Raw genomic sequence first — 18,434 nt, forward strand, 5'->3', positions numbered from 1 at the left:
AGTCTTATTAAACCTTTAACTTTTAACGAAATTTGCGTACATACCACCTAATCGCATGATTCCATTTACTATTAAATAGTTTATCACGCCAGTATAAGTCAGCGGTCTGAGAAAGCACATTATTTCTAGCCGGGTATGGATGAATGACGTTCGATAAAGTTTGAAATTTTTTATTAAGGGATTGAAGTGTACCTACTTCCTGCATCCATTCCCCTGCTCCTACACCAAATGCATGAGCTCCAACAATTTTTCCATTGCTTTTGGTCATAACCTTAACTATACCGCTTGTATTTCTCTCAGCTATAAAACGATCTGAATCCTCAAGTAGTGTTTTAAATGTTAACAGTTCGTGACCATATTTAGCCTTAGCTTCTAGTTCAGTTAAGCCTAAATGGTAAATTTCAGGCGAAGTATAGATAACCCAGGGTACTTGCTCGTAAGATACTTTACTAGGCAATCCAAAGACAGCATTTGAAACGACTGTTTTACCTTCCATTCCTGCAACATGGGTGAACGGCATCGATCCATTACAGTCTCCAACTGCATAAATATGTTTCTTATTCGTTCGTAAATGATGATCAACTTGAATAGTACCTTCCTTTGTATCAACACCAGCATTTCCGAGTTGCAAACTTTTGATATTCGCTCTTCTCCCTGTGGCAACTAACAACTGACTCGCTTCTATTGTCCCCTTATGATTTCCTTCTGTAAAATGAACGCACACTTGATTTCCCGCTAACTCTACTTGGTTAACCTGCGTCCTTGTCATAACCGTCAAATCCTCAGATAATATGTTTTGAGCCATCTTGGCAATTTCAGTATCCTCATTAGATAAAATATGGTCAGACTTTTCAAGAATTGTTACCTTAACCCCTAAGTGTGCCATCGCCTGTGAGAGCTCAACACCAACTATACCTCCTCCAATTACAACAAGAGAGCTTGGTCTCTCTTTTAAGTTGAAAATCGACTCATTCGTAAGGTATGGAACCGTATCTAGGCCATCAATACTAGGTAAAGTAGGAGAGGAACCTGTTGCGATAACAATTCGCTTAGCAGTAATAAATTCCTGACCAACTTGTAAGGTGTGTTCATCCTCAAATCTTGCTGTATGTTGATAAATGTCGATTCCCATATCAATAAATCTCTGTTTAGAATCATGACTTTGAATATCATCTATAGCTTCCGAGACACATTTCATTGCATTTTTAAAAATATAATTATACTGCTCCTCTGTTAATCCTGCTTGTTGAGCGGTAACGTTTACTTCCCCTGCTGCTTGAATAAGAGCTTTTGAAGGAATACAACCGTAATGCAAACAATCCCCACCAACTTCAGATTGTTGCTCGATCAACGCTACTGAGGAACCAAAGCTAGCTGCCCCTGCTGCCACCGTGAGACCACCAGCCCCTCCACCTATAACGGCTAACTGGTAATCATAGTTCATGAAAATCCTCACTTTCATATATTTGATTATAGCTTTCAGAGAATTTCTCCATTCGTTTCCGATTAACTCCAAAGTCCGAATAGCCGATTCGAGATGACGACCGAAAATGCAAAAGTCCCGTTTCTTCGTTTAAATAGAACTCCACATCATCTTTAAATTTCATTACCTTCGATTTGAAAATCACATATAAGTAATTATCTGTTTCTTCAATAATTTCACATCTTTCCATTTGATGAATTAATGACCGTATCGTTTTCTTTGTCTTAGTTAAGGATCTTAGTAAAGGAAGAGGTTCCATACTTTTATCATAATCCTCTGTACTCGTGGAAACGCAATTCGGCGATTTCGGGCACGGTGCTAATTGCCCATCTTTAATCCCTAAGTATATTTCCGTCATTGACTATTCCCCCTCTAGTTCTATTTTATATGTATTCACTATTTACGTCACAAAAAAACACTTCCTTATCATGGAAGTGTGATATATTACAATTACTTATCTCTATTATTGTGTTTATTGTTTTTTCCTGGTTTACCTTTTCCTTGGTTTCCTTTGTCTTGCTTTTGATCAGAAGGATGACTATGTTTGTTAGTAGGATGATCTTTATTCTTATTTTGATTAGAACGATTTTTTGCTTTTTCTTCCTTTGCTTTCTTTGCTTTTTCCGAGTTTTGTGAAGAATGATCATTAGACTTTTCGGAGTTCGATGAGCTATTATTCGAGGAATTCCCTTGCCCCTTATTTTGATTGTCGGACTTCCCCTTATTTTGATTGTCGGACTTCCCCTTGTTTGGTTTTCCGTTAGCGCCAGGTGGAACTAAATTATTATTACCACTTGAGGAATTTCCACGTTCAAATTTTTGTTGGGGCGTCATCTCCGAATTATTTAATGGGGATTTAAAAGATTCTTCTGGTATTTCATCTTCCATTTTACCATCGTCGGTTGAGGTCTCATTCTCATTGTAAAATGACTGTATAATAGCTTTGTCTTCATCTCCAATAGAGCCAATCTCTTCCTCTGCATCGACCAAACTAGTTTGGTCAACATCTTTTATAGATTCTGAAATTAACTCATTCACTGAAATTTTCCCTTGTTCAGCTTTTTCTTGAACTCCCTTAGGTACATCGTAGGCTGCTAGTAAAAGATCGTCCGTCTCTTTCTTTAAAAAGGCCTCAATTTCCTCCGAAAAATCTAAGCTATTTTTATTAATATAACTTACCCCGATCAAAACCTCTTGCTCACTATTCATATAGCCCTTATCCTTGCTAAACGTAATCATATCAAGAGCAATCTCTGAAACAGGTTTTTTCTCCCAGGCTTTCATACTCGCGACCATTTCTTCTGCTTCTTTATTAAGCGGATTCATGCTCAGAACTTTCATATCATCGTTAACTTTCAGCTCAACGCTTGGATTTATATCAACATTGACAAAAGCAAAGGCTTTATTATCTTCATGCCAAAAATACGCAGGAAACAAAGTTAATAATAAAGCTATTGAAACAGCTGCTATTTTCGTTCTGTGCAGCAAAAATGTTTGTTTCATGACTGATTTTGACTCGTGTAAAGGTTGAAAATGAACTTCCATACCAATTTCCGCTCGTTTTAGGCGTTTTGCTTTGTGAAAGGAACCATCATTCATCATGACAATGGTACAATTTTTGCTCTGCTCCATTACAATACCTTTCCTCACATACCCACCCCCTTCAAATATTCTTTTAGGTAAACATAATCCCCTGCAAGAATAAGTACCATGGCAATGATAAACTTACGATTACGCTCCAAAGTTTTCTTACTAACATCGACTTTTTGAATTAAGTCCTTCATAGGTAAACGTCCCTTTTCGAGAACTTGTCCTCGTAAATTCGTGTCAGCATAAACAATTCGAGCCACTTGAATAGCCGATTCCCTAGCATCTACATGCTTAGGTGAAGTTTCCGTCAATTCTTCAAAAGTTAAATTATACTTTTGAAGCTGTTTTTGAAACTCGAGAATTTCTTCTTTTCGATACCAAGATTCAGTTTCAAGAACAAAACGATCTTTAGCTGCTTTAACCTCAGAAGGATTCTCCATTTGTTCATCATCTACATAGTCCTCGTCCAGAGAAACCACCTTTGGTCTTTTCTGTTCATTGCGAATATAATCAATAACTTTTCGCTTTATGACAAGTTTTGCAAATGATAAGAATGAGCTTCCTTTATCACAGGAGTAAGCATGAATAGCTTCATTAAAAGCTAGTAAACCAATACTAAACTCATCGTCCCTGGCAGGGTCAATATATCTTTTGCACACTTCAGAAACACTTTTGGCGATAAAAGGTTGATACTGTTTAAGCATTTCATTTTTAGCTTCATCGTCTCCCTCTTTAGCCGCTGCTACTTTGTCATCGAGGGAGGTGTCTTTATGTTGCAACAGACGTTTCATCAACCTTCATCGCCTCCAGCCATTAATATATTTTCGTTACAGTTATTTATTATTTGGGTGTATTTTCAAAAAAATTTCATTTAGATTACATTTGTGTATCAACCACATGAAACTGAAGTGCTATTTCCAAACATATTATTGTAGGTATGTTTTTGGTATTGTAGTGAGCATGACTATAATACTGAATATTCTACTATAATTCCACCACATGGCATTTACATTTTGTTAAATAATCATTTCAAAAATAAGGCCTTATGACTTATGGATTTATTTTAAGCAGATTATTATTTAACTAATAAATCATGAACAGTTCTTTATACCTATTAATATTTGCACATTCCTCTACACGCTATGTTTAGAGGGGCCATTATTTATAATCATAATAATAATCAATCGGTACCGCCAAACCAACTCTTCCATGCTCATCTCTATGTGAAGTTGCAAAAACAACCGCTATAACTTCCCCTTTTTCGTTAATAACAGGGCTACCTGAATTCCCACGATAAATTGGAGCATCAAGCATAAGAACAGGCTGATCCCAACCTTCCAATGAGGTGTAATCAAGGATATTTCCTTGATTAGCAATCCCAGTAAAACTTAGGGGATTGCCTACAAAAGTGAAGTTTTCGCCAACAGTAAAGGTTGTTTGATCAGCAAGTTCAAGATGAGGCAATCCTTCTCCTTCAATCTTTAATACAGCTAAATCAATCGCAGGGAATACGTCAACTACCTCAGCCTGGTGCAAACCTGAGTTGGGAAAGACAACAGAAATTCTTTTCTTTCCTTCGATCACATGGTGGTTCGTTATAATTGTTCCATCTCCTTGAATAGAAAAACCTGTTCCTTTACTTTGTCCGGCTTCAACAACGACAACTGATTCCTTATAATCTTTAATTTCTTCATCTGTGGATAGCTTAGCTGATGTAACTAAGAAATCAATCGCTGGAATGGAAAAAGTATTTGGCAATACTGCAACGATATTAGCAACCATCATAAAAGCAATTAAATAAAAAATCCACTTGGGGAATGGACGCTTTCTCTTTGAATTCTGATTTTCCTTTCGGGAACGATCGAGTGCTTTTCGTTTTTCAATCTCAACAAGCTCATTCATTTCTTCTTCGTCTATATCTTCATATAAATCTTGATCAATAATATCTTTACTTTTATCCTCATCATCTTGTTTACGCATTAGATCTACACCTCGTGAACTTATAGAATAGAAAATATGTTTAAAGGCAGACTGCTCCATAACATCTTTTTCATTTGGCAAATTTAATGGAGCAGGTCACATCTAAATTAAGCGTGATTACTTGTTACATAATTTTACCACGTTGATTTCTTGCTAAGTCATTTCATCTAGTATAAATGTACAGCATCAAAAGTAACACTTGGAAAGGAGGATAACCGCCTCTACCATTATAGATAATATCCCTTCTCCTGCAAAAGTGTATCATAATCTTGAGTGGTTTTTTCGTTGAATAGGATTGGAACCTATTGCTTTAAAGATTGAATCGCCATTTCCCGGGAAATTTTTTCATCATTCATGTTACATTCGACAAATTATACTAGAAAACGCACAGGAATTTTGTGACTATGTATTTCTTTACAAAAAGCATACGTAGGGGACGTATGCTTTCACAAACAAACCTCAGGATTATTAGTTTTCGGTAAACCATCTCATTCACCGATAAAGATTAGTAAAACAAGCACAGAAACAATTATTAGAATGAAAGTAATGGACAACGGCCGAGAAACGTTAGCTTTTTGAACTTCTCTCCATTGAACAGGACGAATCCCACTAACTGAAAAAATAATAACCGCGGCAAGTAAAATAGACATAATATTAGCAGTCACTAGTAAAAAAGATCCGTACGCTAATTCCCAATTACCATCTCCAATAGACATACCTACCGCAACAGAAGGCGGTAACAAAGCAACTGCTACCATAACACCAACGAGATTCCCTGATAAACGGTTAAGAAAGGCAAGAGCACCAGCTGCACCTGAAGCTATTCCTAGAATGATATCAATAAATTCAATCTTTGTACGGCTTAAATATTGATCAGTGGTTAACTCTAATTGAGTAAAAAAGGCAAATAAGATGGAAATAACAATAACAACTCCGACACCCAATAAAGATGTGGCCACTGCTTTAGTCAGCAATTTGTAATCTCCTAATATAGATGAAAATGCCACTGCAATAACAGGGCCGATCATAGGAGCAATAACCATTGCCCCTATCACTACTGCTTCACTGTCTTTTAGAAATCCCACCGTAGCAACAAAGGCTGATAATACAATTAATAACGAGTAATTCAACGTAATTTTACTATTTTTTTCTACAGATGATAACAATTCTTGTCGACTTGCCCTCCGCAACTTTGCTTCATCATCTTCATCCTCTTCTTTGTCTTCATCTTCTTTCACTGTTTCCTTCGAAAAATAGGCACGAACAGGAATTAGTAATGTTTCAAACCCTTCAACGTTACTAGAGACACCTTCTAGGTCGTTTAATACATCCTCAACGTGATTTGTATGCAGTAATATCCTAAATTGTGTCCTCCCATCTGATTCTTTTGTAACCCAAAAGGACTTATAGTCATAAGAGGTCATTTGACCTTGAAACTTTTCTAGGTGTGATGCCGGAACATGGACTTCAATTAACTGCAAACTCATGCCTTCACCTCTTTACCCATTTTTTAAAAAGCTAACGTTCTTTTTTATTAGTTTTATTAATAAAATACCCATTTTTTCAGATACTAACGATATGAATAATTTAAATAGCAACTAGGTCATAAGAGTATAAAGGAGTTCGAAAATGCCAAATGAAAGATTAACGACAAGTGAAATTGGATTAATTTGGACTCAATATATGCAAAGTAGTATGAGTGTACAAATCCTTCTATATTTTTCAGAAAAAGTAGAAGATTCTAATATAAAAGAGATAATAGATCAAGCTCTGAAAATTAATGAAGGTTTAACAACAAATATGAGGGAATTATTTCAGACAGAAGAATTACCTGTACCTATAGGATTCGATGAGCATGATGTGAATCGGGAAGCCCCTAGGTTATTTTCTGATTCATTTATGTTAATGTTTGTTGAAACCTTAGCAAAAACTGGATTATTAATTCATGGGACTACACTAGCTGGAACAGTACGAAAGGATGTTCGTACTTTATTATCTAATACCCTTTCAGAAACATCCAACTTGTTTAATAACTGTATCGATACTTCCCTAGACAAGGGTGTATATATTAAAGCCCCACATATTGAAGTTCAAGACAAAGTGGAATATATTCAAAGTAAAAAATACTTAAGTCCATTTTTCAAACGTTCTCTAAATACAGTAGAAATGATTCATCTATTTGAGAATATAAAAACAAATATGTTAGGAGAGTTAATTTGTACAGGTTTTGCCCAAACAACTAACTCTACTGATATTAAAAAATACATGAATAGAGGTAAAGAGATCTCAAGTAAGCACATCCAAACGTTTACCACGATTTTCAAGGAATCTGATATTAATACACCAATGGGATCTGATGCTTATGTAACCAATTCAGAGATTGCTCCATACTCTGATAAGCTGGTCGTTTATCTTATGAGTGTATTAAGTGCGACTGGCCAAGGAAATTATTCAACATCTTCTACAGCAAGCTTACGATATGACTTAGTACTAACGTATCAAAGACTTTCTGTAGAGATCGCTTTATTTGCAAAAGATGGCTTAGACTTAATGATCAAAAATGGCTGGTTAGAAGAATCTCCACAAGCCATCGACCGTAGACAAAATAGAAAGATTAATAACTCGATATGAAGCATCGACAATTAGAAATTTTACTATGGAGCATAGCGTTTCCAGGTTTTGGTCAGTTATTAAATCATCATTTTATAAAAGGGCTTGTTTTCATCTTGTTTGAAGTAATTATCAACATGAACAGTCTATTTAACACTGCGATCAAACTTAGCTTTACTGGAGAAATTCAGGAAGCTGTAGAAGTTACTAATTATCAATGGTTAATGTTTTATCCATGTCTTTATGTTTTTGCCATCTGGGACGCTTATAAAAACTCTCAAATAAACCCGCCTCCCTATGCCTTTTTGCCCTTTGTATTTTCTGCTTATTTTATAACCGTGGGTTTAATTTACTCTCCCCATTTTAAATTATTTGGAATTTTACTAGGTCCCATATGGTTACCGATATTGTCTATTATCCCTGGGATTATTGTTGGATTCGGGATAAGATGGATTATCCTATCTGTCTCAGAGAAGCAGTCTAATCCATCTTAAAAGGACTGATGGGAATTTAAATATCCAGCCAGTCCTTTTTGTATTTATCTTTTTAATTCGTTATTCCGGTCTCTACTATTTTCACGTCAAAATTTACACTTATTTGAGCTTCAGGATATATCTCTTCCCAGTTGTCCATATCAAACTCTTTACTTCTTCTATTTAATACAGTTCCGAACCCCAATGGATCTACGTTCTCTTCTTGAAACTTTTTGATTAATTGTGAGCTTTCTTTCTCAAATAGTTCTATATAAGCCTGCTCTAATTCTTTCACAAAAGAAGATGACTCTTTCTTCTTTTGTTTCAAATCTTCCATTTCAGATATACTCCCTTGTAAATTAACTTGTACCATTAGCTTTGGATTATTACCATTTTCTTCAATACTGTAACTTACATTTGAACGAATATGATTCATATAGATACTGCCGCCTTCGTAATTCAGCTTCTGTTCCCCCCTCGTTGTACTTTCTCTAATCACTTTAAAGAAAAGGGTTTTATCAAAAGGAACATTAAATACTAATTTTCCTCCTTTGAAGAAGGAAATACCATCGATTCGTATATTGCCATTTTCTTTCTTTAAAATAGGAAGGTACCCATCCATTCCCTTTGCATGATACGCATATAGGAATCTGTGCAAATTAACTTGCGGTATGTTTTTATAATAGTTATTCTCGATCAAACCATTTAAGTATTTAGCAGTCGTTTCGTCCTCACTATACTCACCCTCAATCAATTCCTGAGTATCACCCTTGACAACCCCGAGATAAATACCTCTCCCAATTCGTGCATCGCGGCTTAAAATATCCAAAAAGTCTGTTATGTTATTTTTTGCTAACTCTTCACCAAAGAGAACGACTTCCAACTTACCTATAGACAAAGGTTTAGAAGACTCCCCTTCCAACTTCATACTTAAATTCTTAGGCGAATCAGCTGTCGTATTTAAATATAATTCGGTTGCAGAACTTTCTTCTGTACGACCGTATTGAGGAATAGCTACTGTCCCTTTAAATTCTCCGTCCTTTATATAATCATATCCCATGATGTGGACGATCGCTCTATCCTCAATACTATAACTTGGCATACATCCTGCTATAAATACAACCGAACATAGAAATAATCGACTTACCCATTTATATAACATTTCAATTCCTCACTTTTTTTAATATCTTTGTTAAGATAAATAGAATGGGAATATAAAGCAATACATATAAACCAATTTTCTCCGTGGTTACATTCAGTTGTTCTATTAATTGGCGGTCATTTAACAGTAGAGTAGCTATATAAAGAAAACCGCAAAATACCCAAGCAGTATACTTCTGTTTAAATTTAAATAACCGCTTCGGTATTCGACTTGCCGCCCAAAGACCTAAGCAAATATTAGGGATGACCGCATATACCCACAACGCAATTCCTATGTACTCAAAGCGTTCAAAAAATGGAAATTCAACTATTTTCCACGTGGATATGGTAGCCCAGGTGACTTGTTGAAGCTGCTCCTCACTATAATATATAAAAGCTACTAATAGACTTGCTAAATAAACTAAAATAACATAAAAAACACCAAAGTGAGCCCACTTTTTTGAAGCTTTAGGGTCTTTTATAAATGGGTAAAATACTAATAGTAGCTCAAATCCTAGAAAACTGAGAACAGACTGTCTAGCTGATACAAGCAGCTCCGGAATCGAATGATTAATGACAGGATATAAAGATGTGACAAAACCTTCTTGAATAGGAAAGATTTTAAATGCTAATAACGGAATAGTTAAGATTACACTAATTAAACATAGGCCTGTAATTAAACGAAAACCACCAGTAAGCATATAATAAATCAGCAAAATAAAAACGAGTGTAAAAATACTTAGTTGCAATCTGGGGAAGATCCATATTTGGACTACTTCTATAAACGTTCTTAGTACAGTTAAACTTAATAACAGAAAGTAGAAACTAGAAACGATACTAAGAAAACCTCCGAAATACTTACCAAAAATGTTACGATGAACGGCTACAATATCTCCGCCACCATCTTCTAAAATATGATAAACCATCCATAATAAGATATGAATGGCTCCACCTGCGATTAAAATTGAAATCCAAGAATCAAACCCCGCACTTTGTGCAACATACTTTTGAAAACCAAGAATGCCCACTCCAATTTGCATTGATACGATGATAAAAAATACAAAAGTTGGAGTAATTAAGAAATTTTCAGAAATTCTTACTTCACTAATACTTTCTTTAAATTTACTCATCTATATCTCTCTTCTCGTTGGCGTCTTTATAGTTTAAACGGGTTGAATGGACAGGACGAGTTTGTAAAGGTCTCTTAACTTGTTTACTAAATGGAAAGCGAATAAAAGCGTCTTTAAAATCCACAAATCTAAATGGATACAATGGGGCAAAGAAAGGTCTTCCTATCGATTCTAACTTGATAAGATGTCCAATAAAAAAGAGCATACAAAAGGTAATACCTACTAATCCCCACACTTGTGCACCAATAATAAAGGGAAAACGAATAATTCGAATGGTATTACCAATCTGATAGACTGGTGTCGTAAACGAAGCTAATGCAGCTAATGCAACAATAATTAGTAACACATTACTTGTCAGCCCTGCATCAACCGCTGCGGTACCAATTACAATTCCCCCAACAATACCTATTGTTTGACCGATTTTTGTAGGAAGTCTTGCCCCAGCTTCACGGAGCAATTCAATAGTTAATTCTAAAACAATCACTTCTAAGATCGGTGGGAAAGGTATATCCGCGCGTGAGGATATAATGGTTGACATTAACTCTTCAGGTATCATCTCATGATGATGCGTTAATACGGCAACATATATAGCTGTACTTAAAACTGAAAATATGACGGCCAATACCCGGATTAATCGAAAGACACTTGCTAAATGCCATGGTAGGAAGTAATCGTCAGATGCGGAAAAGAATTCAACAATAGTTGTCGGACATGTCAAAGCATGTGGTGAACCATCAACTAAAATTGATATTTTCCCTTCTGCTAAAACTTCCACTACACGGTCAGGTCTTTCTGTATCTAAAAATTGAGGAAAGGGAGAATTTGAATTATCAGCAATCATCTGAGATATATATGAACTATCAATCATTTGATCATAATCAATTTCTTCCAACCTTTGAATCACAGTGTTTATATTTTCTTGATCGGCAATACCCTCTATATAAACTACATTTACACGGGTTTTTGTAAGTTCACCTATTATAACTTCCTTCAACGTAAATTCGGGGATCTTTAACCTTTTCCTCAAAAGGTTTATATTTGTGTCGATAGATTCCACGAAAGCCTCTTTGGGGCCAACTACACTAAATTCCACTTCTGGAATAGAAATTTTTCGTCCTTCTAAATTAGCTGTAGGTATGACTAGAACATTTCGGTTGTTACCATTTATCTGAATGCAGGTATCTCCTTGCATCATCTTTTCTCTGACTACAGTAGGATCCGTCGTTATATCTATATTATCTATTGATAATTTAGATCTTATTTCTTCTAGAGAGAAAAAGGAGTTTTTCTTTAGAACAGGTAGAATGGATTGATTCAATAATTTAGAGTCACTCACTGTTTTAATATAAGAAATTGTACAATTAGTAGCACCATAATTCTCATGAACGACAAAGTCCCTGGATTTACTGAGCAAAGTATACAATTCTTCCAACGTGATATCAGAGTCGTTTATTTTTGGGGGTGATATTTGTTGTTGTTCTTTATTTTTTCTCCATTTCCACATAAGCGAACTCCTTAGCTAAACAATCCATAAGTTGATAACAATTATTCTTCACATTATGGTTATAATGTATACTCTTTTTGTTCAGAATAATGGTGAACGAAATAGGAGTGTGACCGTCATTTAAAATGAAACAGTTTCTGCTAAAATAACTGACACACTTTACTGGAAATTATTATCCCCATTTTATAGTGAATTGCAGCCTCTAATAACAAAACATTTGTTAATCATTGTCCTGATTTATACGGTGGTTTCCGTTACAAAGGATGGCGTTAGAAGGTCCGGGAAATCACTCGCTTTCCGTGGGCATGTGGTGAGCTTCCTCAGGCTACGCCTTGCGGGATCTCACCGATCATGTTCATCCCACTGGAGTCTCGTAATTTCCCGGACCTTCTTGCCTATCGCTTAAAGATTCGGATTATTCAATAAAAGAATCATGGTTCCGTTGCTTTTCATCGGAGCATGGGGGATGGGTAGGCATACACAACAGGTAATCTTCCTAACCTTCATATAAACACGCTATCACACCCGTTTTTAACTTATCTAATGGTTCAATCTGTGATGGCCATATCCCCTGATCTGTATTAGGCTTCAATTGGCGTTATATCAGATATCTCATGCTTTAACAGGGACGGTAGAACGGCACGATTTCGATAGAAACATACGGCAAGGGGCTGTGGGGAAGGGGGAGACTCCTGTGGGATACGCGGGTTAGATGAGACCCCGGAAGGCGCCAGCGAGGCCACTGAAAAACTCCGGTAAATTTTAAGAAAAGCAAATCCCTAAAAATTCCATCCCCACTTTCGGTTTATAAATTAGGGGTAAATTGGACTTAATACTCCACTATTACTAGAAAAACAACGTGATTTTGGGATAGTGTTTTTCCAAAAAGTTCATTATTAATAGAAAAGGACTTTTTCAGTGGCCTCGCGCCAGCCTGAGGAGGCTCAGCGCACGCCCACGGAAAGCGACTCCTTCCCCACCGCCCCTTCTCCACATAATCATCTCGGAATCGAGTCTTCAACAATCCTGCTAAGTTAGCGCAACAAGCACAACTTCGTCAATGTGCATAACTATTCGTATGTATACACTTTTCGCGAGCATCGATATTGTTAAAAATATAAGGGCAGTCCTTAACTGGAAAAAAGTGTTGTATTTTAATAAGCAAAAACTGTGTCAACTCTTTCAAGCGGTCACAAGGAGGAAGATCTGATGAATTTTGTCATAGCGTATATCTCTCCATTACTTTTAATTGCTTTGTTTTTTATAACCTTATTTTTTTTAATGGATGGGGTCGCAAAGTTCCTTTTATTTACTTATATCGTAGTTGTAATGATCCTACCTTTCCTGCTTTTTTACCTTGAAGAAGTAAGAGCTAAGAAAAAGGTTATAGAACGACAGGATGATTAAACCGTCTTATTCATTAAGGAGTACCGTTTCCTATCACAAATCCGGAATACCACTATAAATTGCAGCTTAATTTATATCACTACTTCCATCGTATTTGTAGTGGGGTTTGTCGCTAAAATAAAGAAACCTCAGTTCAGTGAACTGAGGTTTCTTTATTTTACGATCTTCCCATAGATGAAGTGTGCAACACCCTTCAAGCAGATGGTGGAACATTAATTGTGGGTTTAGGATGAAAAATTAAAATGATCTGGATGAGTTCCTACACGATTATTTTTATCAAGTCCATTAACCTGTTCCATCTCCTCAAGTGTTAATTCAAAATCAAAAAGATCAGCGTTTTCTTGTTGTCTATCTTTATGAGATGACTTTGGAATTGTAACGATACCGTGTTGCAATTCCCATTTCAAAATAATTTGAGCTGAAGTTTTCCCGTATTTATCAGCTAATTGCTTAAGAACCGGATCATCCAAGTATCGACCTCGTCCAAGTGGAGACCAGGCCTCTAATTGTATTTCGCGTTGCTGACAATAATCGAGAAGATCTTCTTGATATAGTTCTGGGTGAAATTCTACCTGATTGACCATTGGACGAATCTCTGCATCTTTTAACAGTTCTTCAAGATGGTGCTCCATAAAATTACTCACACCAATAGCTCTTACTTTTCCATCTTGATAAAGCTTTTCAAGAGCCTTCCACGATTGTTTGAATTTATTAGGAACAGGCCAATGAATCAAGTAAAGATCAACATAATCCATTTCTAACTTCTGTAAGCTACGCGTAAAAGCTTCCAATGTCTCCTCATATCCCTGCTCATCATTCCAAACCTTTGTCGTAATGAATAATTCATCCCGTGCCACTCCACTTTCTTGAACCGCTTTACCAACACCTTCTTCATTTTCATAAAAAGAAGCCGTATCTATATGACGATAACCAATATCAAGTGCAGATTTCACCGTTTGGTAGACTTCTTCTCCTTCTTCCACTTTATATACACCTAGTCCAATTTGCGGCATTTTCAATCCATTTTGCAGTGTAACTGTATCTATTAAGCTCATAAATCATCTAACCTCCTTGTTTATTCTTTCACCTTTAATCTATGGTAAATCTTACTTCAGCTGGAGTCAAAACCGTTACCCTTCCCATTCATGGGAATGTAGTCAATGTTAGAACTAATAACCCTTCTGTTGTTATCCTTCTCTCGGTGTTAATAGAATGGAAATCTGCGAGACTCTAGCGAAAAAACGGGATTGCGAGATCCAGCAGTGAGTGACCAAACAGGGAAACTCGGCCGATCCGTCAAGCGAGCAAAGATTCCTAGGCAATCAACAACAGCAGCCTTATTTCTACCGGTGACTTTTATCTTCCAGAAACTTTGGCAATCGACTTTCAATTAACACAAAGGATAGGACTCGTAATAAAATAGGATATAAAGCAAGAAACCCTAATAAATCTCCAATGACACCCAAAGTACCCGTCGTTAACATCCAAACTGCTAACACTAACATGAGGAATACATTCACTAAGCCTGCCCGACCATTTATAGGCTTCCACGTTCCAGCGATCGTTTTCGTATCTTCTTCTACTAACTCAAAACAACGATAATGAAAAGGACGAATCCTGAACCAATTAGAAGCTGTAACAAGTTCATCCCGATCACGAATTTCTTTAAAACAATAGCGACATACCTTTGTACCCATGGTATCTACCTCAGACCTTCATTTAATTTTATAACCAAATTTTCAACATTCTCTTTCCTTCTATTATACCGTAATTCAACATGATTGCGTTTACTAAATGGCTTTGCTAAACGTTAATGTTGATAGTTACACCAATTCAATAAAGGCATTGACAATTTCTCAGCTGCCACGTCGATTAAATGGTAGAATCCGGATATATTCCAACGGCTTTTCTTTGATTTAGTGTCACAAAACTCAGGATGAAAGTGTTGCTAAAGGAGGTTTACATAAAATAGCCTTATTTTTTCAACTTAACGTGGTTAAATTGCCCTCCATATGGTATGGGATCGGAGGAAACGGGGAGACTCCGAGGGAAACATGGACATATTGAGACCCCATGAGGCTCATCGTATACTCCGAATAGCGCGACTTTTTGCCCGGTCTACTCCTTCTACTTCTTAGATAAGTGGCTTAACGCAATAAAATAAGCAACGCACTTAATAAAGAAGTCCCATACTTTTTGTAACAAAAATCAACAATAAGATTTAACACAGCCTACTAAATAAAGTAATCCTACACAAGGATTGCCTTTGATAGATTATCTTTCAGCTTGTTGAATAAGCTGAATGACCTTGTCTTTCGTTTTTTTATTTTCGTATTTTTCCATATTTCGAAGAAGGTCAGGATGCTTTTCCATTAAAAGCTTAAATTCTCTTAACAGACTATCGGAATTCAACTCTTCTTCTTCTAGCTTAAGAGCGTAGCCTTGTTTTACAAAAGAATCCGCATTTAATATTTGATCTCCCCGACTCGCTTGACGAGATAATGGGATAAGCAACATTGGCTTTCTGAGAGCTAAGAATTCAAAAATAGCATTAGAACCAGCTCTTGAAATAATATAATCACAAGCTGCAAATAAATCCTTTAATTCTTCATTTACATATTCAAACTGGCTATATCCCTTACGATTGATTGACCCATCCTTATGACCTTTTCCACAAATGTGTACGATTTGAACTTCGTGTAAAAGTTCATCCAAGTTTTCTCGTATAGACTCATTTATCTTCTTGGAACCCGTACTACCACCCATCACGAGAACAACTGGCTTCGACTTTGTGAAATCACATAATCTTAGGCCTCGATGGCGGTTCCCTTCAAACAATTCTTCTCTTACAATAGCTCCTATATATTCCCCTTTCGCTTCCGGCAAATACTTCACTGTTTCTGGGAAAGTAGCCAATACTTTTTGTGCAAAGGGAAAGGAAAGTTTATTGGCGAGCCCCGGAGTATAGTCTGATTCATGAATAATTGCTGGAACCTTTTTAAGTTTTGCCGCTGCTACAACAGGAACTGATACGAATCCTCCTTTTGAGAAAATGACTTGAGGCTTTCGTTTGCCAATAATACGTAAAGATTGGTAGAGCCCCTTCGCCACTTTGAAAGGGTCTTTAAAATTCTCTTTCGAAACATAGCGCCTTAATTTCCCAGTAGAAATACCATGATACGTAACTCCTTCGAGTGACTGAATCAAAACTTTCTCAATTCCTTCATATGAACCTATATAATCAACTTCATAGCCTTGTTTTTGAAATTCGGGAATCAGAGCAAGATTGACAATTACATGACCTGCTGTCCCGCCTCCGGTAAATAAAATACGTTTCTGGCTCAATCTTCAACGTCCTTTCTTCTATACCTGCTGTTAGGTTACAACACACATCTGTGCTATAATCCTCGTGTCCTAATGGAATTGTATCAAAAAGGAGAACATTTATGTACGAAACAAATACATTACGCGAAAAATTAAAATTATTCACGGTAATCTTAGTTCCTATTTTAATCACTCAATTAGGAATGTATGCTATGAACTTCTTTGACACCATTATGTCTGGACAAGCAGGTCCTGATGAACTTGCAGGAGTAGCAATAGGTTCAAATATTTGGTTACCAGTTTTCACTGGACTCAATGGGATTATGATGGCTATTTCGCCGATCGTTGCCCAGCTAAAAGGAGCGGGAAGAGAAAAAGAAATTCCTGAATCAGTTAAACAAGGAGTGTATTTAGCTGTTGTCCTTGCCATAATTATAGGAGGAATTGGACTTTTCTTATTAGACCCCATCCTCTCACTATTCAATATAGATGATCAAGTAAGTTATGTGGCAAAATACTATTTAATAACTCTAGGGTTAGGTATCATTCCTTTATTTGTATTTAATATCTTACGTTCTTTTATTGATGCACTTGGACAAACCAAGATATCTATGGGCATTATTCTACTCACACTACCTACGAACATTTTATTCAATTATGTGTTAATCTTTGGTAAATGGGGATTGCCTGCTTTAGGTGGGATAGGTGCTGGACTAGCCTCCGCTTTAACGTATTGGGTGGCATTTGGTATTATCTTAGCTGTTATACATAAAACACATCCTCTTCGTTTATATGGAATTTTCTCTAAATGGATCAGACCATCCTTTAAAAGTTGGTATGAGCAATTAACCATTGGTGTTCCCATTGGGTTTGCGATATTCTTTGAAACTAGTATTTTTTCGGCTGTCACGTTCTTTATGACAGCGTATGATACTTATACCATTGCAGCCCACCAAGCAGCGATTAACTTTGCTTCGTTATTATATATGATGCCATTGAGTATCGCTTTCACCCTTACTATTACAGTCGGATTTGAAGTTGGTGCTAAGCGATTTATTGATGCGAGAACATACTCCTATATAGGAATTATCATGGCTGTTGGAATGTCGGTATTAGCTGGAGCTATTCTTTACATTTTTGATGAATCAGTTGCTAGCTTATATAGTTCCAATGAACAGGTCATTGAATTAACGACAAGTTTCATCTTTTTTGCGATTTTCTTCCAATTATCTGATGGGTTTGGGGCTCCTCTTCAAGGTATTCTTCGCGGATATAAAGATGTGAACATCACTTTGCTGATGGCCTTTATTTCTTATTGGTTGATAGGTTTACCAAGCGGTTATATATTGGCAAACTATACGTCTCTCGGGCCTTTCGGTTACTGGATGAGTTTAATAATCGGTTTAACTGCTGGTGCGATTACCTTATTAATCCGTATGCTTCATCTTCAGCGTAAAAATATAAGAAAATACAATTATGAGAATTGAAAAAAGATCGCGAAAATTGTAATGGGTTCCGTTACCTATTGCAAACAAAGAAAATGCATCCTACAAGCCTAACAAATTGTTAATTTTGTTAGGCTTTTTGGTTGATTATAAAAGCATTAAGCCACGTTTTTGAAGTGAATTTGTTTTGTGAATTTAAAGGTACATAACTTTGTGTCCCCAATGCATTTTGTTACACATTTTTCACTATAAGTTAACCGTCAGTTGCTCAAACGATGCATAAACGTTTGCCGACATCAGTAGGAGGAGAAGGTGGTCCGGGAAATAGCTTGCTTCAAAGGACCCCTC

The 18,434-nt window shown here is 36.4% G+C and carries 16 protein-coding genes; 4 read left to right on the forward strand and 12 right to left on the reverse strand.

The genetic code is table 11. The features are described from left to right. Positions 1-22: 22 nt before the first annotated feature. From ACFQIC_RS12715 to ACFQIC_RS12740, 6 genes are all read right to left on the reverse strand, one after another. Positions 23-1,444, reverse strand: coding sequence for a dihydrolipoyl dehydrogenase family protein (locus tag ACFQIC_RS12715; protein ID WP_204709596.1), 1,422 nt, complete (start codon positions 1,442-1,444; stop codon positions 23-25). Continuing rightward, positions 1,434-1,841, reverse strand: coding sequence for a DUF1499 domain-containing protein (locus ACFQIC_RS12720; RefSeq protein ID WP_204709597.1), 408 nt, complete (start codon positions 1,839-1,841; stop codon positions 1,434-1,436). The genes ACFQIC_RS12715 and ACFQIC_RS12720 overlap by 11 nt, the downstream gene beginning before the upstream one ends. A gap of 92 nt (positions 1,842-1,933) precedes the next feature. Further along, the gene (locus ACFQIC_RS12725) at positions 1,934-3,133 is read right to left on the reverse strand and encodes an anti-sigma factor domain-containing protein (protein ID WP_204709598.1); all 1,200 of its coding nucleotides are present in this window, start codon (positions 3,131-3,133) and stop codon (positions 1,934-1,936) included. Beyond that, positions 3,130-3,864, reverse strand: a complete 735-nt coding sequence (sigI, locus tag ACFQIC_RS12730) for an RNA polymerase sigma factor SigI (RefSeq protein WP_204709721.1) — start codon at positions 3,862-3,864, stop codon at positions 3,130-3,132. The genes ACFQIC_RS12725 and sigI overlap by 4 nt, the downstream gene beginning before the upstream one ends. Positions 3,865-4,231: 367 nt before the next feature. Beyond that, positions 4,232-5,053, reverse strand: coding sequence for a S1C family serine protease (locus tag ACFQIC_RS12735; RefSeq protein WP_204709599.1), 822 nt, complete (start codon positions 5,051-5,053; stop codon positions 4,232-4,234). A gap of 488 nt (positions 5,054-5,541) precedes the next feature. Beyond that, positions 5,542-6,540: a TIGR00341 family protein gene (locus ACFQIC_RS12740; protein WP_204709600.1), complete on the reverse strand. Its 999-nt coding sequence runs from the start codon at positions 6,538-6,540 to the stop codon at positions 5,542-5,544. Positions 6,541-6,682: 142 nt separating this feature from the next. Here ACFQIC_RS12740 and ACFQIC_RS12745 point away from each other — a divergent pair, with 142 nt between their 5' ends. Both ACFQIC_RS12745 and ACFQIC_RS12750 read left to right on the forward strand, forming a co-directional pair. After that, positions 6,683-7,684 carry a DUF3231 family protein gene (locus tag ACFQIC_RS12745; RefSeq protein ID WP_204709601.1) on the forward strand — a complete coding sequence of 334 codons (1,002 nt, stop codon included), beginning with the start codon at positions 6,683-6,685 and terminating at the stop codon, positions 7,682-7,684. Further along, positions 7,681-8,157: a hypothetical protein gene (locus ACFQIC_RS12750; protein WP_204709603.1), complete on the forward strand. Its 477-nt coding sequence runs from the start codon at positions 7,681-7,683 to the stop codon at positions 8,155-8,157. Before ACFQIC_RS12745 ends, ACFQIC_RS12750 begins: the two co-directional genes overlap by 4 nt. A 52-nt stretch (positions 8,158-8,209) precedes the next feature. Here the strand turns inward: ACFQIC_RS12750 and ACFQIC_RS12755 are convergent, their stop codons facing one another. From ACFQIC_RS12755 to ACFQIC_RS12765, 3 genes are read right to left on the reverse strand one after another with little or no spacing between them, the layout of a single operon-like run. Beyond that, complete coding sequence (locus tag ACFQIC_RS12755) at positions 8,210-9,298, reverse strand: Ger(x)C family spore germination protein (protein ID WP_204709605.1); 1,089 nt, start codon at positions 9,296-9,298, stop codon at positions 8,210-8,212. A gap of 1 nt (position 9,299) precedes the next feature. Beyond that, complete coding sequence (locus ACFQIC_RS12760) at positions 9,300-10,406, reverse strand: GerAB/ArcD/ProY family transporter (protein WP_204709608.1); 1,107 nt, start codon at positions 10,404-10,406, stop codon at positions 9,300-9,302. Further along, complete coding sequence (locus tag ACFQIC_RS12765) at positions 10,399-11,910, reverse strand: spore germination protein (RefSeq protein WP_204709610.1); 1,512 nt, start codon at positions 11,908-11,910, stop codon at positions 10,399-10,401. Before ACFQIC_RS12765 ends, ACFQIC_RS12760 begins: the two co-directional genes overlap by 8 nt. Positions 11,911-13,119: 1,209 nt before the next feature. Here ACFQIC_RS12765 and ACFQIC_RS12770 point away from each other — a divergent pair. Next, positions 13,120-13,317, forward strand: coding sequence for a hypothetical protein (locus ACFQIC_RS12770; protein WP_204709612.1), 198 nt, complete (start codon positions 13,120-13,122; stop codon positions 13,315-13,317). 224 nt (positions 13,318-13,541) lie between these two features. On the opposite strand, the gene ACFQIC_RS12775 is transcribed toward ACFQIC_RS12770, so the two are convergent. The 3 genes from ACFQIC_RS12775 to ACFQIC_RS12785 all read right to left on the reverse strand — a co-directional run bounded on the left by ACFQIC_RS12775 (position 13,542) and on the right by ACFQIC_RS12785 (position 16,662). After that, on the reverse strand, positions 13,542-14,372 hold the full coding sequence (locus ACFQIC_RS12775; protein ID WP_204709614.1) for an aldo/keto reductase: 831 nt from the start codon (positions 14,370-14,372) through the stop codon (positions 13,542-13,544). A 288-nt stretch (positions 14,373-14,660) separates the two neighbouring features. Continuing rightward, entirely contained in the window at positions 14,661-15,014 is a 354-nt protein-coding gene (locus tag ACFQIC_RS12780) for a hypothetical protein (RefSeq protein ID WP_204709616.1), read from the reverse strand. Between the two features lie 577 nt (positions 15,015-15,591). Further along, positions 15,592-16,662, reverse strand: coding sequence for an undecaprenyldiphospho-muramoylpentapeptide beta-N-acetylglucosaminyltransferase (locus ACFQIC_RS12785; RefSeq protein WP_204709618.1), 1,071 nt, complete (start codon positions 16,660-16,662; stop codon positions 15,592-15,594). A gap of 101 nt (positions 16,663-16,763) precedes the next feature. Here ACFQIC_RS12785 and ACFQIC_RS12790 point away from each other — a divergent pair, with 101 nt between their 5' ends. Next, the gene (locus ACFQIC_RS12790; RefSeq protein ID WP_204709620.1) at positions 16,764-18,128 is read left to right on the forward strand and encodes an MATE family efflux transporter; all 1,365 of its coding nucleotides are present in this window, start codon (positions 16,764-16,766) and stop codon (positions 18,126-18,128) included. The last annotated feature ends 306 nt before the right edge of the window (positions 18,129-18,434 follow it).

Source organism: Halobacillus seohaensis, from assembly GCF_042663045.1.
Taxonomy (GTDB): Bacteria; Bacillota; Bacilli; order Bacillales; family Halobacillaceae; genus Halobacillus_A; species Halobacillus_A seohaensis.